We start from the raw sequence: 22,999 nt of genomic DNA, 5'->3' as shown, positions 1-22,999 counted from the left end.
GATCGTCGGGGGCGGTCCGCGAACGGTTCAGGAGGTAAGCGATGAGTGCGGAAAAGATTTCTCTGCGCGCATTAGTGGATAAATGGCTTGCGCCGACTGCCGCCGCGCCTGCGCGCGTGCTGCGCACGGGGCGCATGAGCAGCAACCGCACGCGGTTCGTCTTCGTCGAAACGCAAGCGTCGAGCGGCCCGCGTTCGATCTTCCTATTTCGCCACGGGGACGGTTCGTGGTGTGTGTTCCCGCCGACCGACGCGCGTCCAGCGATGTGTTGCGCTAGGGTGGGCCACCGGTGAATGGGCGTGCTCGCTGATGGCTGCGAGTGCGCCGTCGGCGGGTTCTTCCCTCTTCGTTGTCGTACGTGACTAGCTCGGCGGACACTTCGTTCCCTTCGCTTTCAACCCAAATCGCGCTGAGCCGCCTCACACAGTTCATCGACGAGCGTCCCCGGATTCGCCGCGCCAAATAGCGCGAACTCGACTTGAGGCAATGGCGGCAAACCCCACCGTTCTTCGACGATCGCAAGCGTGCCGTCGATTCGGCTCTTGGGCATCGGCGTAACCCCGAGCCCCGCCTGAACCGCCGCATGCACACCCGAGCTGCTCGGGCACACCACGTCGATGCGGTAATCGATCCCCGCATGCGCGAGTGCCGCGAGCGCTGCATCGCGATAGGGACAAGGCTCGGGGAAAACAGCCAGCGGCAAGGGCAGCGCTGCGTCGATCGTCAGCCAAGGCGCGCCGGCCCACGCGAGCGGCTCGCGCCACAGCGCGCGCCCAGGGCGTTCATCGTGACACCGCCCCGCCATGACGAAGTCGAGCTCGCCGCGATCCATCGCCTGCAACAACGTGCCGGGAATGCCCACGGCCAGATTCACGGCAAGACCGGGATGCCGCAGCCCAAACGCATGCAGCCGCTCCATCACCCGGGGTTGCGCAAAATCGTCGGACAACCCGATGCGCACGAGACCCTCGCCGGCCGAACGGTGCAAGCGGGCGCGCGCGTCGCGATTCAATGCAAGGATCGCGCGCGCATAGCCCAGTAACACCTCGCCGTCGGGCGTGAGCGCCAGCGAGCGCGTCGTGCGCGTGACGAGCGGCGTTCCCGCCTGCTCCTCGAGCCGGCGCAAGTGCGCGCTCACGGCCGATTGCGTCAAATGCAGACGCGTTGCAGCCCGCGTAAAGCTGCCCTCCTGAGCCACCGTGACGAAAGAGCGCAGCAGGATGGTATCGAACACGATATTCAGTGAGAAACGAGTTGAATGGCAGAATAATACTTCGTTTTCATTTTGAATTCGAATATGTTCAGATGACGCCTATCCCACGCCGTCATGTATCGCCAACCGACTCAGGAGAAACAGAGCATGGCCGACTTGCTGCACATCGAGGCATCTCCGCGTAAGCAGCGGTCGGCCTCGCTCGAAGCTGCCCGCGCGTTCATCGACGCCTATCGCCTCTCGCGCCCCCGCGCGTCGGTGGAGACGCTCGATGTGTGGCGCGTGCCGTTGCCCGAGTTCGATAGCGATGCGCTCGACGCAAAGTACGCGGGGCTCAGCGGTACCCCGTTGACACCGTCGCAGCAGGCGGCGTGGGACCAAATTCATGCGCTCGCGAAACCGCTGCACGAGGCGAGCACGCTGCTCTTCTCCGTGCCGCTCTGGAATTTTGCTATTCCCTACAAGCTGAAACACTTCATCGACGTCGTATCTCAAAAGGACGTGTTGTTTTCGTTCGACCCGCAAGTGGGCTTCGGTGGGTTGCTTGCGGGCAAGCGAGCCGTCGTCGTCTACGCGCGAGGCCTTGACTATGGCAAGCAATCGATTACCCCGGCACAGTCCTACGATTTTCAGCAGCCGTACTTCGAAGCCTGGTTGCGCTTCGTCGGCATCGAGGACATTGAATCGATCGTCGTCGAGAAGACGTTGTTCGGCGCCGAAGTCGACTCAGCCGCCCGGGAGGCGGCATGCCGCGCGGCAGCCGAGCTGGCGCGCACCGTGTAGGGCACAGGCGAGTAGAACGAAGCATTGAGCCTGGCCTGCGGACTTGCCGCCGCGCGACACACAATTGCGTCTTCGCGCGGCTCGGACAGATTGGACACCCCACCCCCGGATTGCCGATGACCCGGCGCCCATGCGTGCGTGCGAGCAGCGTCGCTCGCCGTACAATGCCGGGCTCGCCCGTTGTGCATCGCATCAAGCGCGCGGCGGCGATTTGAATGCCGTTTTTGGCGCGGCCACGATGCGCGCCAGGGGTTTTCCAACACTGACCACTGTCTAGGATCAATGCAATGAAAGTGAACTTGCGCAATCGGGTGGCACTCGCCCTCGTCGCGGCAGCAACGTCGATCGGCATGGCCGGGAACGTCTGCGCTGCCGATTCGAATGTGCTTCGTTTCGGCGTCGAGGCGTCGTATGCGCCGTTCGAATCGAAGACGGCGTCCGGCCAATTGCAGGGCTTCGACATCGATGTGGGCAACGCCGTCTGCGCGAAATTGAAGATGAAGTGCGTGTGGGTCGAGAACGACTTCGACGGTCTCATCCCGGCATTGCAGGCGCGCAAGTTCGATGCGATCAACTCGGACATGACGATCACCGAACAGCGCAAGCAGGCCATCGATTTCACCGATCCGATCTATACGATCCCCAACCAACTGATCGCCAAGAAGGGCAGCGGTTTGCAGCCTAGCGTCGCCTCGCTCAAGGGCAAGCATGTGGGCGTGCTCCAAGGCACGATCCAAGAAACGTACGCGAAGGCTAAGTGGGCGAATGCCGGCGTCGACGTCGTCTCGTATCAAACGCAGGACCAAGTCTATGCCGACCTCGCATCGAGCCGGCTCGATGCGGCTTTCCAAGATTCGGAAGCGGCGTCCAAAGGCTTTCTGAAGCGTCCCCAAGGCGCCGGCTTCGATTTTGCCGGTCCCACCGTCTCCGATCAAAAGCTGCTCGGCTCGGGCGTCGGCTACGGCGTGCGCAAAGGCGATAAAGCGCTGCTCGACAAGCTCGATGGCGCGCTCAAGGCGCTCAAGGAAGACGGAACGATCGACAAGCTCGCCGCGAAGTATTTCGACGTCAAGGTCGTGCTCAAGTAGTTCGAACATCCGATGCCGGTGGCGGCGCGGCAGGCGAGATGCGCGGCGCGCAGCCCGCCTGCCGCGCGTTTTTCAAGCCCTGCTTTACGGTTATAATCGCCCCAATTTATTGAGCGCACTAAAGACGTCGGACCAACGTCGCGCCGCTAATCGTAAGAAAAAAAAGGAGAGGGGCGATGGGGACGACCACCGACGAGGCGCAGCGCCCGGCCTATGCCGATGGCCGAATGAATCCCGGCCAATCCCACCCCGTTCAGTACCCCGCGAGAGCGCCCATCGTCGATGGCGAAGCGCTGCTGCGCGGCTTCGAACTCATTGTGCGCGAAGCGCCCAGGGCGGAAAGCGGGACGCTCGATGAGGGCGAGGAGCCCGACGTACCCGAGCCAGCGGACCAACGCGATTCGCAACGCCAGGCCGACGCCGAAGCCGCGCAATTGCTCGCGACATTGGGCGCGAGCGACGTACGCACCGCCCTTGCCGGCCATCACGGCTACCTGAACGTCAGCCGCTCGTTGTTGTTCTCCGACGCCATCGCGCGCCTTGCCCCCGACCGCTTTTACCTCGAAATCTCGGCGCCGCAACGCGTCGATTCCGAACTGATCGCGCGCTTGGTCCTATTGCATGCGAAGCGCTACCGCTTCGTTATCGACGACCTGCGCCAGCCCGATGAAGGGTTCGCGAAGCTGCTGCCGTACGTGTGTGCGATCAAGATCGACCCGGCCCGCTTGGCCCCCGAGTTGCTGCAGCGGCTCACGGGCGCGCTCAAGTCCGCCGGCAAGTTGCTGATCGCGCAAAACATCGATACGCACGAGGCCTTCGAACGGGCCAAGGCGTTGCAGTTCGATCTGTTTCAAGGCTACTTCTTCGCGCGGGGCAGCAAGCAAGGCGCCCGCCGGGTCAATGCGCCGCGTCAGGCGCTGCTCGGCCTGTTGCGGTTGCTCTCGTCCGATCCGAGCGTCGCCCAACTCGAGGCCGAACTCAAACTCAATCCGGTGCTCGTCATGCACTTGATGCGTCTTGCCAATTCGGGCGAGGCCAGCATCGGTCGCAAAGTGGCAACGTTGCGCGACGCGATCAACGCGACCGGGACCAACCGTATCGCCCGCTGGACGCAATTGCTGCTCTACGCGGACGGGCGCAAAGTCCGCCTGGAAGAAGATCCGCTCGTGCAGCTCGCGGCCACGCGGGCGCGCTTCATGGAGCTCGCATCGGCACGGCTTTCGCACGCGAACCGTAAAGTGGTCGACGGCGCGTTTTTGACGGGCGTGTTTTCGCTCGTCGATGCGGTGTTCGGCGACACACTCGAAAACACGCTCGAAGCGCTGACGCTCGCCAGCCATATTCGTGCGGCGATCTTGCGTCGGGAAGGGCAGTTGGGCACCTTGTTGAGCGCCATCGAGGCGCTCGAACACGGCGATTGGGATGCGCTCGACCGTGCAAGCGCGGCGCTCGCACCGCTCACTGCGGGCGAGCTGGCGCAGCTTGCGATCACGGCGGCCGCGTGGGCCAGCACCGCCGATCAAAGCAAGGACAACGAGGGCCTCGAGCGTTTCGAGGAGTAGCCCCGAAGGCGAAGGATCGAGGCGCCCAGAAGCCAGGGCTAGAGCGTTTCGAGTTCCTTGGCCGGCGCGTGGGCGAAGAAGCGCCCGAGTTCGCGCGCGAGTTCATTCAGCGCGCTCATCTGCGTCTGCGAAATCTTGCGCGGCGCTTGCTCGAGCGACCAATCGCCATAGAGCAATGCGACGGCCGATTGATGCGCGACGACGGGTAGCAGCACGAACGAACGGACATCCTCGAATGCATGCCGGTACCACAATGGCAGCCTCGCGATCATTTTCGGATCGCGCGCGTTCTCGATGAAGATGCCGACCGAATTGGCGATCGCCAGATGAAAGACGTCTGGCTCGAAGGCTTCCTTGAACGACAACGAAGGCAGCACCCGATCGACGTCGCGGCCGAAGCCCAAGCGCGCCTTGTAGACGGCCGATGCCTGGCGCACGAACACGATCGTGCGCGTGAAGCTCAACCCCGCGAGCACGGTTTCGGACGCGAGCGCCAGCACCGGCGCCAGCGCATTTTCCGATGGCAGGGCGCGCAGATCTTCGAGCCCGGCTTCGATGCGGGTTTCGGCGTCGACGCTGGCGCGCGCGATGGCGTCGGCGTTCGCCCGCAACTCGTAAATTTCGCGCATGAAACCTTCGCCGGCTTCCTCGCTTGCCAGCGCGATGCTCATCGCGGCAAGCTCTTCGGCGTCCGTGGCCAACGCGCGGCTGTAGCGGTGCGCCAGCTCGGCGAGCCGCGCTTCAAGCGCATGCTCGGACACGCCCGGCGCGCTCAGCGCGTCGGCCACGTCCGTGGAGTAGTTGGTCACGGCGCGCAGCCACTGGCCTTGGCTTGGGTGCGTGTCCTTGGCGTCGGCTTCGTAGGCGCCCATGCCCGCGCGGATCGTCTCGGGCAAGCGCCAGCGCGTGGCGGCCTCTTCGCCGAGCTCTTCGTAGGTGACGCCCAGCACGGCCGTGCATGCGGCGGCTTCATCGAGCCCGCCGATGCGCATCTTCTGCCGAATCTGCTCCCACTCCGCCTCGAGGTAAAAGACGACGAGCAGCTTACCCACTTGCCGCATCAACGTGCAGACGACGGCTTCCTCGCCCTCGCGCAGATCGCCGCGTTCGGTGAGCTTGCGGGCGACGCAGCCCGAGAGCATCGTGCGGTTCAGTTCGAGCTTGGCGTCGATGCGGTGCGGTGCGCTGTGCTGGAAGTGATCGACGAGCTTGAGCCCGACGACGAGATGGCCGACGGCATCCATGCCGAGCACCATCAACGCGCGCGTCACCGTCGTGATATTGCCGCCGAAGGCCATATACATGGCCGAATTGGCCAGGCGCAGCACCTTCTGCGTCAGGGCGAAGTCGGACAACACGACCTGCACGAGGCCCGTGAAGTCGAGGTCGTCATTTTTCATGGCGGCCATCGTCGTGCGAAGCGCCTGCGACAGCATCGGGAAGTCGCCGCGCTCGCTCATACGCGCCCAAAGCTTATCGAGCAGCGCCGCCTTTACCATGTGAATCCCGTTCGAACCATACGCATGTCTGTTTTGAGTGCCGCGCGTCGTGCCGGCGCGCGCCTATAACCCCGGTACCACCTCGTGCAGGCGCAGCACGCGATCCTCGAAGCGTTTCGCCAGCTCGTCCGACGGCAGCGCTTTGCACACCAGCCAACCCTGGATGTGATCGCAGCCCATCGCCGTCAGCAGCTCCCGCTGGGCCTCCGTTTCCACGCCTTCCGCGACGAGTTCGAGCTCGAGCGTTTGAGCGAGCCCGACCACGGCCGATACGATCGCTTGATCGTTGCGAGAGGTTAGCAGGTTCTCGACGAAACTGCGGTCGATCTTCAATTTGGCGAGCGGAAAACGTTGCAGATACGCCAGCGACGAGTAGCCCGTGCCGAAATCGTCGATGGCGAAGCGGATCCCGATGGCCGTCAACTGCTCGAGCAGCACCTTGGCATGGGCCGGGTCCTGCATCAGCAGCGACTCGGTGATTTCGAACACGAGCCGTTCGGCCTTGACGCCGGTCAAGGCCAGCGCATCGCGCACGTTCCGAATGAAACGCGGATCGCGGAACTGCTGCGGCGACACGTTCACGGCCACGTACTGCAACTCGATGCCCTGTGCATCCCACTGCATGAGCTGCATGCAGGCGATCTTGAGGACCCAATTGCCGAGGTAATTGATGAGGCCGATCGATTCGGCGAGCGGGATGAAGGTCGACGGCGGCACGAAGCCATGCACGGGATGGTGCCAGCGAATCAACGCTTCCACGCCCACCACGCCGCCCGTTTGACTGCTCGTAATGGGTTGAAAATGCAACGAAAATTCGCCGTTGCGCACGCCGTCGTACAAATCCGCTTCGAGCTTCAGGCGCTCGGCGTCGGCCGGATCGGCGTGGGCCGTGTGAAACGCGAGCGTGTTGCTGCCCGAGGCTTTCGCCTGCGACAGCGCTTGATCGGCGCGGCGCAGCAATTGGTCGTGGTAACCCGAGGCGCCGGTATCGTGCGCCGGATCGGGGTAGAGCGCCACGCCCACGCTGGCGGAAAGGTGGACTGGCTGGCCGTCCACCGCATACGGTTGCTGCACCGCGGTCATGAAGCGGCGGCCGAGGGCCTCCGCGGCGGCTGCGGCATTTTCGCGCGTATCGGCGCGCAAGAGCACCGCGAACTCGTCGCTCGTCACCCGGGCGAGGATCTCGGCGGGCGTGACGAGCCCTTCCAGGCGCCGAGCGGTGTCGCGCAGCAAATCGTCGCCGGCGTCGTAGCCGAGCGCACGATTGACGCGCTGATAGTCATCGAGATCCACCAGCAGCAGCGCCGCGCCGCTGCCGTCGACATCGGCGTCATCCTGAGCGCGCTTGACGGCAGCCTTCAAGGCGAGCCCATTGGCGAGGCCCGTGAGCGGATCGCTGTGCAATTCGTAGATGAGGCGCTCTTCGTTGGCGCGCCATGGGGAGACGTCGAAGGCGCTCACCGCGAATCCCGCGGTGTCCCGGTGGCTGCTGGCGACGACGCGCAACTCCACGGCAATCGGGTAAGTCATGGACTTCATGAGGTGCAGGCACGCTCGCTCGACGTGGCCGCTGGCCTTGGCCCGCGCGAGCAGCGCATCGAGCGCCGCCGTCTCGCCGCTCGGCACGAGTTCGTGCAGCGTCGCGGTTTGCAGGTATTCGCGCCGGTAGCCGATGAAGCGCAGGCTTGCCTCCGACACATAGAGAAAGCGCTGGTCCTCATCGACGTGGGCAAGGAAGTCGACTGCGCCGAGCGTCTCTTCGAGTTGCAGCCGCCAGATGCGGTGCTCGCCGTCCACCGGCTGGCGGACGGCCGGCGGATGCACTTGCCCCGTGCGGCCGCGCAACAGGTCCAGAGCCGCGCGCCAGGCGCTGCGGCGCGGTGCGCCGATTGATTTTGCTTGCATTCGTTCTCGTTGCCGACTGAAGTCGATGGGCGCAGTGCGCGTCGTCAGGCGCGCCGCCGCGCTCGGCGACCCCTGGTCGTTGCGCCGCCATACCTTCCATCACGGTGAATATCGGCACGGCGCGACGATTCTTTAGGGTCGATCCGACGAATTTACGCACGATTGCCCTGGGAACCGGCCCGGGCAGCGCATACGCTCGGTTTTGCGGCCGACGGGTCGCCAACGCTACGTTGGGCCGCGAGGCGTTCCACCTTCCTGTTGGTCGCATTATCCATGGCCGAAATTACAAGCGCACGCGCGGGCGCTGTTCGCGCGGGGCGAATCGGGCTGGCAGCGCCGATCGCGCCGGCGTGGTTCAATGAATGCCTCGACGCGCCGGATCGTGCACCATCGGTCGGTCCCCGCGTTCTTCGTTCCGCGTTCCAAGGAGAGCCGATGAAAGTCAACGGGAATCGCGCCCTGCGCGCGGCGGCCATATGTGCGATGTTGTCGGCCGTTTCGCTCGATGCCTCGGCCGTGCTCAAAGCCGGCGAGAAAGCGCCTGATTTCACCACGCAAGCTTCGCTCGGCGGCCACGCCTATTCGTACTCGCTGGCCGATGCGTTGAAGCACGGGCCGGTCGTACTTTACTTCTATCCGGCTGCCTTCACGAAGGGATGCACGATCGAGGCGCACGAATTCGCCGACGCCGTGGACCGGTACAAACAATACGGCGCGACCGTGATCGGCGTCTCGCACGACGATATCGACACGCTCAAGAAGTTTTCCGTCAGCGAGTGCCGCAGCAAATTCCCCGTCGCGGCCGACCCGCAGCGCCGCATCATCGATGCGTACGATGCTGCGTTGCCGCTCGTTAGGACCATGGCCAATCGCGTCTCGTACGTGATCGCGCCCGATGGCACGATCGTCTACGAATACACGAGCCTGTCGCCCGACAAGCACGTGCAAAACACGCTGAACGCCGTCAAGGACTGGGTCGAGCGGCATCCTCGCCACTAGGGGCGAGCGCGGGCCGCCGCGCATCGGCCGGCCCCGCGCGGGCAACAGCTAGGTTGGGACGCTCAATACCCGGGCGGCGGCGGTGGCGGCGGCGTGTAGTACCGCGGTGGCCGGTTCTCCACGGTGCCGGCCGGCATCGGGACGCGTTCGCCCGCCGCGTACATGCATTGCAGATAGGCGTAATCGTAGCGCCGCTGGATGTCGTAGGCCGAGCCTTGCGAGGTGCCCATGCCGATCGCGCCGCCCGTCAAGAGGCCCGCGCCGGCACCGACGGCCGCGCCGCGCCCGCCGCCGAACGCCGCGCCCGCCGCCGCCCCGACCGCGGTGCCCAGCGCTGCGCTGCCGACCCCGGCCGCCGTCGCGCCCTGGCTCGCGCTGACGCCGCCGACTTGGCCGAGTGCGTATTGGCGGCAGTTGTAATCGTCGGCGCGGAACTGATCGAAGCTTTTGCCGGTGCCGGGCAGCGCCATGACGCTGGGGCCGGTCGGCATCACGGTGCAGGCGCCGAGGCCGAGAATCGCCGCAAGCGGCAGCCATATCGCGTGCCGCTTGGCCGGTTGGAGCGTGGAAGCGTTCATATCGTCACCGCCTCGGTGCGGGCGGAGTGGCCGGCACTTCGCGCCAGCCGCTCGCGCATTGTTTAACGTACGGATAGTAGGTTTTCGTCTTGTCGCAGTACCACCAGGTGCCTTGCGGCGGCTGGTCGCCGGCCTGCTCATCGTTTTCTTGCGAGCGCTCGACGTAGGTCACGTCGGGCTCGCCGGGGGCGATGACGACGGGCGGCGGATAGGGGGCGTAATAATAGGGCGAGTAGGGCGCCGGCACGAGCGGCGGGGGATAGTAGTACGGGTAAGCAGGCCCACCCATGTAAACGCCGACGCGCCAATGCGCCTGAGCGGCGCTGCCGGCAGTCAGGTAGGCGGCGCCGGCGAGCGCGAGGAAAGTAGCATTGAGCCACCGCACGATACGCTCCTTTCTCTTGTGGTTCGATGCGCGGCCACAACGGCCCGCATCTTATAAGGCTAGGCGATCGCTGCGGCGCCTGCCATAACGGCCCCGGTCACAATTGTTTCCGTGCCTTACCCGGCGCCGGTCGGCGTCCCGCTAAGCGGGCGGCGGCGTCGCTCCCGCCACAGGCGCAGGCGGTCCATGTACAGATAAACGACGGGCGTCGTATAAAGCGTCAGAACCTGGCTGACGAGCAAGCCGCCGACGATCGAAATGCCGAGCGGCGAGCGCAGCTCGGCCCCTTCTCCGTGGCCGAAGGCGAGCGGCAGCGCACCGAGCATCGCCGCGCAGGTGGTCATCATGATGGGCCGAAAGCGCAGCAAGCAGGCGCGGCGTATCGCCTCGAGCGAAGACATGCCCTGCCGGGATGCTTCGATGGCGAAGTCGACCATCATGATCGCGTTCTTTTTGACGATGCCGATCAACAAGATCACCGCGATGAGCGCGATGATGCTGAACTCGGAGCGGAACAAAAGCAGGGCAAGCAGTGCGCCGACACCGGCCGAAGGCAGCGTCGAGAGGATCGTCACGGGGTGGATGTAGCTCTCGTAGAGGATGCCGAGCACGATATAGACGGCCGCAAGGGCTGCGAGAATCAAGAGCGGCATGTCCCGATTCGATTGCTGGAACGCTTGCGCGGTGCCGGAGAAGTTGCCGTGAATGGTCGCGGGCATGCCGATCTCGGCCGTCGTCTCGTTGATGGCGCGCGTCGCATCGGAGAGCGAGCGGCCGAGCGGCAAGTTGAACGAGATCGTGGAGGCCACGAACGGGCCTTGGTGATTGACCGCGATTGGCGTGCTACCCGGTCCGAACGAGGCGATGGCCGACAAGGGAATCATCGTTTCCTTCGCGGTCGAGACGGCGGCCCCCGTCGATGTGCTCGTTTTGCCGCGTTGCGCGATGGAGTTGGTCGCCAGATTGCGCGCGGCGTCCGTTGCGATCGCCGCGGCGCTCGTGGCGGCGCCCGTGCCGCCGGCGCTCGTGCGCGCGGCCGGCATCGTGAAGGTGCCGGCCACGGCGTTCGTCGATTGCGACCCGCCCGCGCTGCCGCCCGATGTGCTCACGTAGATCTGATCGAGCATCGCGGGGTCTTGCCAGTAGCGCGGCGCGACTTCCATGATCACGTGGTATTGATTCAGCGGGTTGTAGATCGTCGACACCTGTCGTTGCCCGAATGCATCGTAGAGCGTGTTGTCGATCTGCGAGGGCGTGATCTTGAGCCGCGCCGCGCTTTGGCGGTTGACCGTCACATACGCTTCGAGCCCGCCCTGCTGCTGATCGGAGTTGACGTCGGCGAGCTCGGGACGGTGCTTGAGCGCTTCGGCGAGCAGCGGGGCCCACTTGTACACCTGCGCGCTCGAATCGCCGAGCAGCGTGTACTGATACTGCGCATTCGATTGCCGTCCGCCCATGCGGATGTCTTGCACGGCCTGCAAGAACGTCTGCGCGCCCGCGACGTGCGACAGCGGCGCGCGCAACTGCGCGATGACCTGGTCGGCCGACGCCTTGCGTGTCGTTTTGGGCTTGAGCGTGACGAACATGAAGCCCGAATTCGTTTGGCGCCCGCCCGTGAAGCCGATGACGTTCTGCACGTTCGGGTTGTGCTGCACGATCGACATCATTTCCGAGAACTTGACCTTCATCGCTTGGAACGACGTAGCCTGATCGGCCTGAATGCCGCCGACCAGGCGCCCCGTGTCCTGCTGCGGGAAGAAGCCCTTCGGGATGACGACATAGAGATAGCCGTTCAGGGCGATCGTCGCGACTAGGGTCGCGAGAATGATGAGCGGATGCGACAACGCCCAGCCGAGCGTGCGCGCGTAGCCGCTCTGGAGCCGGGCGAACCCACGCTCGAGCGCCCGTCCGAGCGGTCCTTCCTTGGGCTTGTGGGCCGCGTCGGCGAGCAAGCGCGAGCACATCATCGGCGTGACCGTCAGCGAAACGGCGAGCGAGACGGTGATCGCAAGCGAGAGCGTGACGGCGAATTCGCGAAAGAGGCGCCCGACGATGCCGCCCATCAGCAGGATCGGCAAGAATACGGCGACGAGCGAGAGGCTGATCGAAGTGACGGTGAAGCCCACTTCGCGCGCCCCGATGAAGGCGGCCTGCATGCGCGGCACCCCTTCCTCGATATGGCGGGAGATGTTTTCGAGCACGACGATCGCATCGTCGACGACGAAGCCCGTCGCCACGATCAGCGCCATCAGTGAAAGATTGTCGATCGAGTAGTGCAGCAGATACATCGCCGCGAACGTGCCGACGATCGAGATCGGCACCGCTACGCTCGGTATCAGCGTCGCCCGCCAATTGCGCAGGAACAGGAACACGACCGTCACGACGAGCAGCACGGCGACGATCAGCGTGCGCTCGGTATCCTTGAGCGAGGCGCGGATCGTCGTCGAGCGATCGGCCACCGGCGTGATGTCGATCGCCGCCGGCACCGACGCCTGCAATTGCGGCAACATCGCCAGCACGCGGTCTATCGTTGCGACGATGTTCGCGCCGGGCTGCCGGTAGAGGATCACCAACACTGAGCGTTGCCCGTTCATCAAACCGAGATTGCGCAGGTCTTCCACGGAATCGTCGACCTGCGCGACGTCGGACAGCTTCACGGCCGCGCCGTTGCGATAGGCAATGACGAGATCCTTGTATTGCGAGGCCGCCTTGGCCTGATCGTTCGTATACAGTTGGACGCGGTTTTTGCCGAAGTCGATCGAGCCCTTGGGGCTATTGGCGTTCGCCGCCGCGAGCGCGGCCCGCACGTCCTCGAGCCCGATGCCGTAGTGGAACAGCGCCTGCGGTTCGAGCTCGACGCGCACGGCCGGGTTCGCCGAGCCGCTCACGTCGACTTCGCCGATGCCTTTCACTTGGGAGAGCGCTTGTTGCAGGACGGTCGACGCCGCGTCGTACAACTGGCCCGGCCGCATCGTCTTTGATGTCAGCGAGAGCACGAGGATCGGGGCGTCTGCCGGATTGACCTTATGGTAGGTCGGATTGCTGCGCAGGCTGGTTGGCAGATCGGCGCGCGCGGCGTTGATTGCGGCTTGGACGTCGCGCGCGGCGCCGTCGATGTCCCGGTTCAGGCCGAACTGCAGCGTGATCCGGGTTTGGCCGACGCCGCTCATCGACGTCATCTCCGTGACGTCGGCGATCTGGCCGAGATGGCGCTCGAGCGGGCTGGCGACGCTCGTCGCCACCGTCTCGGGGCTCGCGCCCGGCAATTGCGCCTGAACGGAGATGGTCGGGAAGTCGACTTGCGGCAGCGGCGCGACGGGCAGCTTGGCGAAAGCGAAGATGCCGGCCAGCGCCACGCCGATCGCGAGCAGCGTGGTGGCGACGGGGCGCGAGATGAACGGGCGCGACAGATTCACGGCGCCGCTCCGGCGCGCGGCGAAGCCATCGGAAGGCAGCGCTGCGTCATCGTCACGCTCCCGCGTCGCCGGCGCCGGCTTCGCGGCTGCCGTGGCCGAAGCGCGCCCGCACGCGGCGCGCCAGCGAGTCGAAGCCCAAATAGATGACCGGCGTTGTAAACAGCGTCAGCAACTGGCTGACGATGAGCCCGCCGGCGATCGCGATGCCGAGCGGGTGGCGCAGCTCCGAGCCCACTCCCGTGCCGAGCATCAGCGGCAACGCGCCGAGCAGCGCCGCGAGCGTCGTCATCAAGATCGGCCTGAAACGCAGCAGGCAGGCTTGATAAATCGCATCGCGCGGGCTCTTGCCTTGCTCGCGTTCGGCCTCGAGCGCGAAGTCGATCATCATGATCGCGTTTTTCTTGACGATGCCGATCAACAGCACGATGCCGATGATGCCGATGATGTCGAGGTCGTGCCCCGACAACATCAACGCAAGCAATGCGCCGACGCCGGCCGAAGGCAGCGTCGAGAGGATCGTGATCGGATGGATGAAGCTCTCGTAGAGCACGCCCAGCACGATATACATCGTCACCACGGCGGCGAGGATCAAAAACAGCTCGTTCGACAGCGAGGCTTGGAACGCGAGCGCCGCGCCTTGGAAGCGGGTCTGGAACGAGGCGGGCAAGCCGACTTCGCGCTGCGCTTGCTCGATCGCCTTGACCGCCGCGCCCAGCGATGCGCCTTGCGCGAGATTGAACGAGACGGTCGTCGACGGAAACTGGCCGAGGTGCGAGACGAGCAGCGGCGCGGGCCGCTCGATGAACTTCGCGATTGCGCTCAACGGCACCTGCTGGCCCGAGCCTTGGGACGACGGTAAATAAATCGCCTTCAAGGCGTCGGTGTAGTGCTGCATACGCGGGTCGGTTTCGAGAATCACGCGGTACTGGTTCGACTGCGTGAAGATCGTCGAGATGATGCGCTGACCGAACGCGTCGTAAAGCGCGTTGTCGACGGTGGCCGGCGTGATGCCGAAGCGCGCGGCCGTCGCGCGGTCGATCTGGACGAAGACCGATGCACCGCTTTCTTGCAGATCGGTGGCGACGTCGGCCAATTCCGGCGCTTGCTTGAGCCGGTCGACGAGCTTCGGAACCCAAGTGGAGAATTCGTCGGGATTCGGATCGGTCAGCATGAACTGATATTGCGTCGCGCTGACGGTCGAATTGATGGTCAAATCCTGCACCGGCTGCAGATATAGCGAAATGCCCGAGACGTTCGCCGTTTCGCTCGTCAAATCGCGAATGATTTCGGTTGCGCTCTTCCCGCGCTCGCTGTGCGGCTTCAAGTTGATCAGCATGCGGCCGCTGTTGAGCGTGATGTTGGTGCCGTCCACGCCGATGAACGAGGTCAGGCTTTCTACGTTCGGGTTCTTCAGAATCACGGCGGCGAGCGCTTGTTGGCGCTCGGCCATCGCGCTGTAAGAGATCGACTGCGGCGCCTGCGTGATCGCCTGCACGACGCCCGTATCCTGCACGGGGAAGAAACCCTTCGGAATCAGCACGTAGAGTAGAGCGGTGAGCACGAGGGTCAAGACGGCGACCACGAGCGTCGCGCGCTCGCGCTCGAGCACCCAGCGCAAGGCCACGGCGTACCGTGCGATGACGGCGTCGATGACGGCGTGCGCTTTGGCCTCGAACCGATGACTCTCGGGCGGCGGCGTATGCCGGAGCAGCTTGGCGCACATCATCGGCACGAGCGTGAGCGAGACGATCGCGGAAATCACGATCGTGACCGCGAGCGTGATCGCGAACTCGTGGAACAGCCGGCCGACCACGTCACCCATGAACAGCAGCGGGATCAGTACCGCGATCAGCGACACCGTGAGCGATATGATCGTGAAGCCGATTTGCCGGGAGCCTTTGAGCGCCGCGTCGAGCGCCGTGTCGCCTTGCTCGACGTAGCGCGCGATGTTTTCGATCATGACGATGGCGTCGTCGACGACGAACCCCGTTGCGATCGTCAGCGCCATCAGCGACAGGTTATCGAGCGAGAAGCCGCACAGATACATCACGGCCAGCGTGCCGATCAGCGAAAGCGGCACGGACAGGCTCGGGATCACGGTCGCATAGACGTTGGCGAGAAATAGATACATCACGAGCACGACGAGCACGACCGACGTCGCAAGCTCGAACTGGACGTCGCGCACGGAAGCGCGGATCGTCGTCGTGCGGTCCGTGACGACCGAGACGTCGATCGACGCAGGCAGCGACGCTTGCAACTGCGGCAACAGCGCTTTCACGCTGTCGACGACCTGGATCACGTTCGCGCCCGGTTGACGCTGAATGTTGAGCAAGATCGCCGGGGTGACCGTGCCGTGCGCACCGACCCACGCGCCGAGCTTGGTGTTCTGGGCGCCGGCCACGATCGTGGCCACGTCGGTCAGCATGACGGGCCGGCCGCTCTTGTAGGCGACGATCGCATCGTTGTAGGCGCGCGCATCGGTGAGCTGATCGTTGGCGTTGATCGTGAAGTTGCGTGTCGGTCCGTCGAAGTTGCCCTTGGGGGTATTGACGTTCAGGTTCGAGACGGTCGTGCGCAGATCGTCGAGATTGAGTCCGTACGAAGCGAGGGCGAGCGGGTTGGCTTGAATCCGCACCGCGGGCCGCTGTCCACCGCCGATGCTCACGAGGCCGACGCCTGCCACCTGAGAGATTTTTTCGGCAAGACGCGTATCGGCGAGATCTTCGATATCGGTGAGCGGCGTCGTCTTGGACGTGATCGCGAGCGTGAGGATCGGGGCGTCGGCTGGATTGACCTTCGCATAAATCGGCGGCGCGGGGAGATCGGCCGGCAACAGGTTGCCTGCCGCATTGATCGCGGCCTGCACTTCCTGCTCCGCGATATCGAGCGGCAAGTCCAGGCTGAACTGCAGCGTGATCACCGATGCGCCGGCAGAGCTTTGCGAGGCCATCTGGTTGAGCGAGGGCATTTGCCCGAACTGCCGCTCCAGCGGCGCGGTGACCGACGAAGTCATGACCTCGGGGCTGGCGCCGGGGTAGAACGTTTGAACTTGGATCGTCGGATAGTCGACCTCGGGCAGCGCCGAAATCGGCAAGAAGCGCAGCGCGACCAGGCCGACGAGCATGATGGCCGCCATCAGCAAGGCCGTGCCGACGGGGCGCAGGATAAAGGCGCGAGACGGATTCATTCGAGTGGGCGCGCGCCGTTATTGCGCGCCGCCGCTGGCGGCGCCCGAAGCGGCTCGACGGTGGTGAGCGCGGGCGCCGGATGCGCTCGGCGCAGCGGATGCGCCCGAGGCGCCCTGCATGACGCTCGCCGCGTCGGGCGCGACCGTGATTTTTGCCCCTTCGCGCAGACGGTCGGAGCCGTCGATCACGACGCGCTCGCCCACCGCCAGCCCCGAGGCGATGCTCGTGCGCTCGGCGTCGACCGGTCCGACCTTGACTTGGCGCACGGTGACGGAGTTGTCGGTCTTGACGACATAGACGAACGGCCCGTTGGCGCCGTTCAGGACCGCGGAGCTGGGCACGATGACGGCATTGCGCAGCGTGTCGATCAGCAGGCGAGCGTTGACGAACTGATTCGGAAACAGCATTTCGTTCGCGTTTGCGAACATCGCGCGCAGCTTGACGGTGCCCGTGGCCGTATCGATCTGATTGTCGAGCGTGTCGAGATACCCCGATTCGAGCACGACCGTGTTGTTGCGATCGAAAGCGGTCGTCGACAATTTCGCGCCGGCGTGCATGCGCGCGAGGATTGCCGGCAGATTGTCCTCCGACGTCGTGAACACGACGCTGATCGGTTGCAGTTGAGTGATCACGACGATGCCGTTTGCATCCGAAGGCGTCACGTAGTTGCCGGGATCGACTTGGCGCAGGCCGACGCGCCCCGAGACGGGCGCCGTGATGCGCGCATAGACGAGATCGAGCTTGTAGGTATCGACATTCGCGCGGTCCGATTGCACTTGGCCCTCGTACTGCTTGACGAGCGAAGCTTGCGTGTCCACTTGCTGGCGTGCGATGGAATCTTGCGCGAGCAGGGCTTGATAGCGCTGCAAATCCAGTCGCGCCGTTTGCAAGAGCGCGCTGTCTTTGGCGAGGGCGCCTTCGGCGTTTTGAAGCGAATTCTGGTAGGGCCGAGGATCGATCTGCGCCAACACGTCGCCGGCTTTGACGAATTGGCCTTCGTGAAAAGCGACGCTCTGCAATGTGCCCGATAGTTGGGTTTTGACGGTGACCGTGGCAAGCGGTGTCACGGTGCCGAGCGCCGTCAACACGATCGGCATTTCGCCGGTCGTCGCGGCGGCGACATGCACGGGCTGCGGCATAGCGGCGAGCGCGCGGCGGCTCCCTGCTTGACGAGGCGAACCGGCGTCCGGCCCTGCACCGCTCGGGCTCGCGCCGCGCCATGGCCGCCACCATAGCAGCACGGCCAGCGCAAGGGCGAGCACGATCAACGCCGCGATAACGGGACGCCGGATGCGCGGGCGCCGGCCCCGGCGCGACCCGGCGTCGATTCCTGGGGGCGTTGCAGGCTGGCCGTTTTCATTCGTGGGAGGGCGGTGTTCTTGTTCGGCCATCGATATAGGTGAGCGGCGGTGCAAAATCGGAGAAGGGTGAGCACGGTGTGGCGCAAGCGCCGGGCGGCTTAGCCTGCGCTGTCCGGGCGGCCCATGGGCAGGGCGCAAAGATGCATGATGCTACGTCCCGGGGGCGCGCCCAGTCTAGTTTTGCATCTTTCGGTTGTTTACGCGGGTTACACACCGAGGACCGGGGCGCGGCACGCACGCGCCGCGTCCGGTGCGCCGGCTCGCGCTTCAATCGCGCAGCCGCTGGTTCGGTGCACCGCCGATTTCCCGGACGATGCGCGCGACGCACTCGGTCAGCACCGGCGCGGCGTGCTCGATGAGCCACTCGCGCGGGCAAAGATGGGCCGCGCCTCCGCAATTGATCGCGTAGCGTTCGCCCGACGGGCCGATGAACCCCGCCGCAATGGCATTGAGCTCCGCGTACCACTCGCCCGTGGCGATTGCGAAACCGAGCGTGCGCGTTTCTTCGAGCGAGGCCGAGAGCCGCGCGTGAATGTGCGGCCAGTCATCGCCCAAGGCCGCTTGCAGCCCGGCCATCAGCGCCGTGCGCTCGGCCTCGGGGAGCACGGCCAAATAGGCGCGGCCCACCGCGGTGCGGGTCAGATCCATGCGTGAGCCGACCTCGAGCCGGGAAACGAGAATTGCCGAGCGGGGCCGGATCGCGTCGAGCACGACCATATCGAGCCGGTCGCGTGCACCAAGGTGGACGGACAGAGAAGTGCGTTCGGCCAGTTCGGTCAAGAACGGCCGGGCGCGCGCGCGGATATCGAAATTGCGCAGGAAGCCGTTGCTCAATTCCAACACCGAAGCGGTCAACACGAATCGTTCGCTGTCGGGCAGTTGAAAGAGAAATCCGGCGCCCACGAGCGTAGCGGTGATGCGGGAGACCGTCGGTTTCGGGATCCCGGTCAGTTCGGCCAGCTCGCGATTGCTGATGGGAGCGTCGGCCGACGCCACGCGCCGCAGCAGCGTCAAGCCGCGCGCAAGGGCGATGATTTCGTCGCCCGAACTATCCCGAGGCTTGTCGGCGCGGTTTCGGGCGGGGAAGCGGGAGGAGGTCGGCACGGTGCGCTCGTGACAGTTTTTTGAAACTGGGTTTCAAGTATGACGATTCCTCGCAGTCTACTCCACTCGGTTAATCGTGAAACCAGGTAAAAAGTACCTGTTCCTTATCGTGAAATCGTTTTCGGAATAGCCCTACCTGTTAACTTTTCGGAAAAAATTATCTTGACTTCGTCAGCGGAAAGCTAAAGAATGGAATCTGATTTCGGAACGGCGCGTCCTGAGCGATGCGCGGATCGATTCGGCGCTCGCCGCTGCACCGATCCTGCACCCCCCGAAATACCGTCTCTCAGGTTCTAGCACGGCCCTCGGAATGGCTAGAACTTCTTTAAGGCGCCACGGCAACGTGGCGCCTTTTTTTTCGTGCGCCCGGCACGGGCGCCCTGATTTCGCATGCCGGTTCGGCGAGCCTACCCGCATGCGATGGATCGCGCCGGCGGCGTCCGGTTCCTCGCAGGGATGCATTTCGCATGGGTTGGCGGCAGTGTCGGCGCGCTTCTGCTATCGTCGCTCGATGCAAACGATCCTCACCATCTCAAATCTGTCGAAGACGTACGCGTCGGGATTCCAGGCGCTCAAACACGTCAATCTCGACATCCGGCGCGGCGAGATCTTCGCGCTGCTCGGCCCGAACGGGGCGGGCAAAACGACCTTGATCGGCACCGTCTGCGGCCTCGTCAACCCGAGCGAAGGGCAGATCAGCGTCGACGGCCACGACATCCTCAAGGATTACCGCCGCGCGCGGTCGATCATCGGGCTCGTGCCGCAAGAATTGACGACCAACGCGTTCGAAACGGTGTGGGACACCGTTTCGTTCACCCGGGGTCTATTCGGCAAATCGCCCGATGCGGGCCATCTGGAAAAAGTGCTGCGCGCATTGTCGCTGTGGGACAAGCGCAACAATCCGATCATGACGCTGTCGGGCGGTATGAAGCGGCGCGTGTTGATCGCCAAGGCGCTCTCGCACGAACCGGCGGTGCTGTTTCTCGACGAGCCGACCGCGGGAGTGGACGTGGAGTTGCGCCGCGACATGTGGCAACTCATGCGCGGTTTGAAGGACACCGGCGTGACGATCATTCTCACGACGCATTACATCGACGAAGCCGAAGAAATGGCCGATCGCATCGGCATCATCAATCGCGGCGAAATCGTTCTCGTCGAAGAAAAGACGCAACTGCTGCGCAAGCTCGGCAAAAAGCAACTGACGTTGCAACTGGAGGCGCCGCTCGCGCAAGTGCCGCCCGCGCTGGCCGGCTACCGGCTGGAGTTGTCGGCCGACGGCGGCTCGCTCACGTACACCTACGACGATACGCAATCGGAGCGGGCGGGCATCGTCACGCTGCTGCGGGACCTGGGCGATGCGCAGGTGCGCTTCAAGGATCTGCAGACGACGCAAAGTTCGCTCGAAGATATCTTCGTCGATCTGGTCAAAAACAAGGACAAGGACCGCTCATGAACTACCACGCGATGCGCGCGATCTATCGCTTCGAGATGGCGCGCACCTGGCGCACGCTGATGCAAAGCGTGATCTCGCCCGTGATTTCCACTTCGCTTTACTTTATCGTCTTCGGCGCGGCGATCGGCTCGCGCATCCGCGAGATCGACGGCATCAGCTACGGCGCTTTCATCGTGCCCGGGCTCGTCATGTTGTCGCTGCTCACGCAAAGCATCAGCAATGCGTCTTTCGGCATCTATTTCCCAAAGTTTACGGGCACCATTTATGAACTGCTGACGGCGCCGGTGTCGTACTTCGAGCTCGTCGTGAGCTTCGTGGGCGCGGCCGCGACCAAGTCGATCATGCTCGGGCTCATCATCATGATCACGGCAGCGTTTTTCGTGCCGTTGCGCATCGAGCACCCGTTCTGGATGTTGCTCTTTCTCGTGCTCACTTCGGTCACCTTCAGCCTGTTCGGATTCGTGATCGGAATCTGGGCCGACGGCTTCGAGAAACTGCAAGTCGTCCCGCTCCTGATCGTTACACCGCTCACATTCCTTGGCGGCAGTTTTTATTCGATCGGCATTTTGCCGCCTTTGTGGCGCACGATCGCGCTCGCGAACCCTGTCGTCTATTTGATCAGCGGCTTCCGCTGGAGCTTTTACGGTATTGCCGACGTGCATGTCGGCGTAAGTCTAGTCATGACGGCGGTATTTCTGGCGTTTTTCACCGGCATCGTGGCTTGGATATTCAAAACCGGTTACCGATTGAAGAACTGACGCGCTCTTTGTCATTCTCTTAAAACGTCGACATAATGCGTCAATCACCGGCGCGCGACTGGCCGGTTCCCCGACTCGCTTTGACCGCGCATGAGACTGACAACCAAAGGGCTGTTGCTGATCGCTATTCCGACGTTGGTCGAAGTCGCGCTGCTTTCAGGGCTCGTGAAAGCGCAAAACGACGCCGAGCAAGCCGAGCAATGGTCGCTGCGCAGCAAGGACGTATTGCGTCAGACGAGCGCCATTCTCGAACCCGTGCTGATCGAGTCCGTGCGTATGCGCGGCGCCGTGCTCAAGAACGAGCGCACGTCGATCACGCCCGTAACCCTGTGGATCGACTTGGATCGGCGCATCGACCGGCTCGTCGATCTGGTCGCCGATAACCCCGTCCAGGTCGAACGCGCGGCGCAGATTCGCCAGACGGTCCAGGCCTACCGGCAATGGTCCGACCGCGTGCAGGATCTGCTGCGCACGGGCCGGCGCGACGATGTCCTCGATCGGTTCCGCAATCAGGTGAACGTCGACGTAGTCGATCGCTTCCGCGCCCAACTGGCGGCGTTCCAGAACGAGGAACTGCGCACCGACGCGATGCGTTCCGCTCAAGCGGCCGAGGCGCTCGCGCAGCAACAGCAACTGACGGTGGCCGTCGTCGTGGGCGCACTCGTCATGACTGCGCTCGCCGTGTTTTTGTTTACGCGCGGCTTGCGCGGGCGGCTCGCCCGGCTGTCCGACAATGCCGAGCGCTTGGCCGAAAGCGCACCGCTCGGCCCGCCGTCCGCGGGGGACGACGAAATCGCCGAACTCGACGAGATCCTGCACGATACGAGCCGGCGCTTGCTCGAATCGGAGCGGCTGCGCGCGCGATTTCAGAACGATTTGGCGCGGCGCGCCGACGAGCTCACGCGCACCAATGAAACGCTGCATCAGCAGACGCAGGAAAACGAGATGTTCATCTACAGCGTGTCGCACGATCTGCGCGCACCGCTCGTGAACCTGCAGGGTTTTTCGAAAGAGCTCACGCACGCTTGCGACGATCTGCGCGCGGGCGTGCGGGCCTCCTCGCTCGCGCCCGGCGAGCGCGAGCGAGTCGAGCGGCTCATCGACGAAGACATCGGCGAGGCCTTGCGCTTTCTGCAAAGCGCGGTGCTGCGCGCGGCGCACATCATCGATTCGCTCCTGCGCTTGTCCCGCGTGGGCCGCGTCGAGTACCGGCGCCAAGAGGTGGATGTCGGCGCGGTCGTGCGTCACGTGCTCGATGCGATGCAGGCGTCGATTCGCAATTGCCACGCGCAGATCGTCGTGGAGGAACTTCCTCCGGTGTGGGGCGATCCCACGGCGCTCGAACAGATCTTCGCCAATTTGATCGGCAATGCGATCAATTATCTCGACCCCGAGCGATCGGGCCGCATCGAGATCGGCGCGCTGCCGGTGCCCCCCGGCGTGCATTCGCTGCGCATCTTTTATGTGAAGGACAATGGCCTCGGCATCCCGGCCGGCGCAATGCCGCGCCTTTTCAACGCGTTCCAGCGGCTGCACGGCAATATCGCCGCCGGCGAAGGCATTGGCCTCGCGCTGGTGCGCCGGATGGTCGAGCGTCACGGTGGGCGCGTCTGGGCCGAGTCGACGGAGGGTGAAGGCACTACGTTCTATTTATCGCTGCCGGAAGCGGCCAAACAGGTTGTCGCCGCATAACGAACAGGGGAAGCA

At 64.3% G+C, this 22,999-nt stretch carries 16 protein-coding genes; 7 read left to right on the top strand and 9 right to left on the bottom strand.

Going from position 1 to position 22,999, the window contains the following annotated elements; genetic code table 11:
• Nucleotides 1-394: 394 nt before the first annotated feature.
• Nucleotides 395-1,234: a LysR family transcriptional regulator gene (locus QQS38_RS03190; RefSeq protein ID WP_479643904.1), complete on the bottom strand. Its 840-nt coding sequence runs from the start codon at nt 1,232-1,234 to the stop codon at nt 395-397.
• A gap of 126 nt (nt 1,235-1,360) precedes the next feature.
• Here QQS38_RS03190 and QQS38_RS03185 point away from each other — a divergent pair, with 126 nt between their 5' ends.
• The 3 genes from QQS38_RS03185 (at nt 1,361) to QQS38_RS03175 (ending at nt 4,646) form a co-directional block, all read left to right on the top strand.
• Nucleotides 1,361-1,996 (top strand): FMN-dependent NADH-azoreductase, encoded by a 636-nt coding sequence (locus tag QQS38_RS03185; protein ID WP_479643903.1) that lies wholly within the window; start codon nt 1,361-1,363, stop codon nt 1,994-1,996.
• 287 nt (nt 1,997-2,283) lie between these two features.
• Nucleotides 2,284-3,084, top strand: a complete 801-nt coding sequence (locus tag QQS38_RS03180) for an ABC transporter substrate-binding protein (protein WP_479643902.1) — start codon at nt 2,284-2,286, stop codon at nt 3,082-3,084.
• 176 nt (nt 3,085-3,260) lie between these two features.
• Nucleotides 3,261-4,646, top strand: coding sequence for an EAL and HDOD domain-containing protein (locus QQS38_RS03175; protein ID WP_479643901.1), 1,386 nt, complete (start codon nt 3,261-3,263; stop codon nt 4,644-4,646).
• A 38-nt stretch (nt 4,647-4,684) separates the two neighbouring features.
• Here the strand turns inward: QQS38_RS03175 and QQS38_RS03170 are convergent, their stop codons facing one another.
• The gene (locus QQS38_RS03170) at nt 4,685-6,145 is read right to left on the bottom strand and encodes an HDOD domain-containing protein (protein ID WP_479643900.1); all 1,461 of its coding nucleotides are present in this window, start codon (nt 6,143-6,145) and stop codon (nt 4,685-4,687) included.
• 63 nt (nt 6,146-6,208) lie between these two features.
• Nucleotides 6,209-8,050 carry a putative bifunctional diguanylate cyclase/phosphodiesterase gene (locus QQS38_RS03165; RefSeq protein WP_479643899.1) on the bottom strand — a complete coding sequence of 614 codons (1,842 nt, stop codon included), beginning with the start codon at nt 8,048-8,050 and terminating at the stop codon, nt 6,209-6,211.
• 435 nt (nt 8,051-8,485) lie between these two features.
• Between QQS38_RS03165 and QQS38_RS03160 the strand changes: the two genes are divergently transcribed.
• Nucleotides 8,486-9,049: a peroxiredoxin gene (locus QQS38_RS03160; protein WP_479643898.1), complete on the top strand. Its 564-nt coding sequence runs from the start codon at nt 8,486-8,488 to the stop codon at nt 9,047-9,049.
• A 62-nt stretch (nt 9,050-9,111) separates the two neighbouring features.
• Here QQS38_RS03160 and QQS38_RS03155 read toward each other — a convergent pair whose 3' ends face one another.
• The 6 genes from QQS38_RS03155 to QQS38_RS03130 all read right to left on the bottom strand — a co-directional run bounded on the left by QQS38_RS03155 (nt 9,112) and on the right by QQS38_RS03130 (nt 19,081).
• Nucleotides 9,112-9,627 carry a hypothetical protein gene (locus tag QQS38_RS03155; protein WP_479643897.1) on the bottom strand — a complete coding sequence of 172 codons (516 nt, stop codon included), beginning with the start codon at nt 9,625-9,627 and terminating at the stop codon, nt 9,112-9,114.
• A 4-nt stretch (nt 9,628-9,631) separates the two neighbouring features.
• Nucleotides 9,632-10,012: a hypothetical protein gene (locus tag QQS38_RS03150; protein WP_479643896.1), complete on the bottom strand. Its 381-nt coding sequence runs from the start codon at nt 10,010-10,012 to the stop codon at nt 9,632-9,634.
• A 116-nt stretch (nt 10,013-10,128) separates the two neighbouring features.
• Nucleotides 10,129-13,428, bottom strand: coding sequence for an efflux RND transporter permease subunit (locus tag QQS38_RS03145; RefSeq protein ID WP_479643895.1), 3,300 nt, complete (start codon nt 13,426-13,428; stop codon nt 10,129-10,131).
• A gap of 52 nt (nt 13,429-13,480) precedes the next feature.
• The gene (locus QQS38_RS03140) at nt 13,481-16,615 is read right to left on the bottom strand and encodes an MdtB/MuxB family multidrug efflux RND transporter permease subunit (RefSeq protein WP_479643894.1); all 3,135 of its coding nucleotides are present in this window, start codon (nt 16,613-16,615) and stop codon (nt 13,481-13,483) included.
• A gap of 18 nt (nt 16,616-16,633) precedes the next feature.
• Entirely contained in the window at nt 16,634-18,007 is a 1,374-nt protein-coding gene (locus QQS38_RS03135) for an MdtA/MuxA family multidrug efflux RND transporter periplasmic adaptor subunit (protein WP_479643893.1), read from the bottom strand.
• 237 nt (nt 18,008-18,244) lie between these two features.
• Nucleotides 18,245-19,081, bottom strand: coding sequence for an IclR family transcriptional regulator (locus QQS38_RS03130; RefSeq protein WP_479643892.1), 837 nt, complete (start codon nt 19,079-19,081; stop codon nt 18,245-18,247).
• Nucleotides 19,082-19,592: 511 nt separating this feature from the next.
• On the opposite strand from QQS38_RS03130, the gene QQS38_RS03125 reads away from it, so the two are divergent.
• The 3 genes from QQS38_RS03125 to QQS38_RS03115 all read left to right on the top strand — a co-directional run bounded on the left by QQS38_RS03125 (nt 19,593) and on the right by QQS38_RS03115 (nt 22,984).
• The gene (locus QQS38_RS03125; RefSeq protein ID WP_479644093.1) at nt 19,593-20,534 is read left to right on the top strand and encodes an ABC transporter ATP-binding protein; all 942 of its coding nucleotides are present in this window, start codon (nt 19,593-19,595) and stop codon (nt 20,532-20,534) included.
• Nucleotides 20,531-21,292, top strand: coding sequence for an ABC transporter permease (locus QQS38_RS03120; RefSeq protein WP_479643891.1), 762 nt, complete (start codon nt 20,531-20,533; stop codon nt 21,290-21,292). The genes QQS38_RS03125 and QQS38_RS03120 overlap by 4 nt, the downstream gene beginning before the upstream one ends.
• A gap of 90 nt (nt 21,293-21,382) precedes the next feature.
• A complete protein-coding gene (locus tag QQS38_RS03115; protein WP_479643890.1) occupies nt 21,383-22,984 on the top strand; it encodes a sensor histidine kinase in 1,602 nt (533 codons plus the stop codon).
• The last annotated feature ends 15 nt before the right edge of the window (nt 22,985-22,999 follow it).

It is taken from the genome of Trinickia sp. Z7 (assembly GCF_056498045.1).
The sequence above is the reverse complement of the archived record's forward strand: the minus strand, read 5'-3'. Positions and strand labels throughout refer to the sequence as shown.

Bases quoted from the DNA above. Each gene is read 5' to 3' on its own strand.
- QQS38_RS03185 (WP_479643903.1), top strand. From the start codon at position 1,361: ATGGCCGACTTGCTGCACATCGAGGCATCTCCGCGTAAGCAGCGGTCG.
- QQS38_RS03180 (WP_479643902.1), top strand. From the start codon at position 2,284: ATGAAAGTGAACTTGCGCAATCGGGTGGCACTCGCCCTCGTCGCGGCA.
- QQS38_RS03175 (WP_479643901.1), top strand. From the start codon at position 3,261: ATGGGGACGACCACCGACGAGGCGCAGCGCCCGGCCTATGCCGATGGC.
- QQS38_RS03170 (WP_479643900.1), bottom strand. From the start codon at position 6,145: ATGGTAAAGGCGGCGCTGCTCGATAAGCTTTGGGCGCGTATGAGCGAG.
- QQS38_RS03165 (WP_479643899.1), bottom strand. From the start codon at position 8,050: ATGCAAGCAAAATCAATCGGCGCACCGCGCCGCAGCGCCTGGCGCGCG.
- QQS38_RS03160 (WP_479643898.1), top strand. From the start codon at position 8,486: ATGAAAGTCAACGGGAATCGCGCCCTGCGCGCGGCGGCCATATGTGCG.
- QQS38_RS03155 (WP_479643897.1), bottom strand. From the start codon at position 9,627: ATGAACGCTTCCACGCTCCAACCGGCCAAGCGGCACGCGATATGGCTG.
- QQS38_RS03140 (WP_479643894.1), bottom strand. From the start codon at position 16,615: ATGAATCCGTCTCGCGCCTTTATCCTGCGCCCCGTCGGCACGGCCTTG.
- QQS38_RS03135 (WP_479643893.1), bottom strand. From the start codon at position 18,007: ATGGCCGAACAAGAACACCGCCCTCCCACGAATGAAAACGGCCAGCCT.
- QQS38_RS03125 (WP_479644093.1), top strand. From the start codon at position 19,593: ATGCAAACGATCCTCACCATCTCAAATCTGTCGAAGACGTACGCGTCG.
- QQS38_RS03120 (WP_479643891.1), top strand. From the start codon at position 20,531: ATGAACTACCACGCGATGCGCGCGATCTATCGCTTCGAGATGGCGCGC.
- QQS38_RS03115 (WP_479643890.1), top strand. From the start codon at position 21,383: ATGAGACTGACAACCAAAGGGCTGTTGCTGATCGCTATTCCGACGTTG.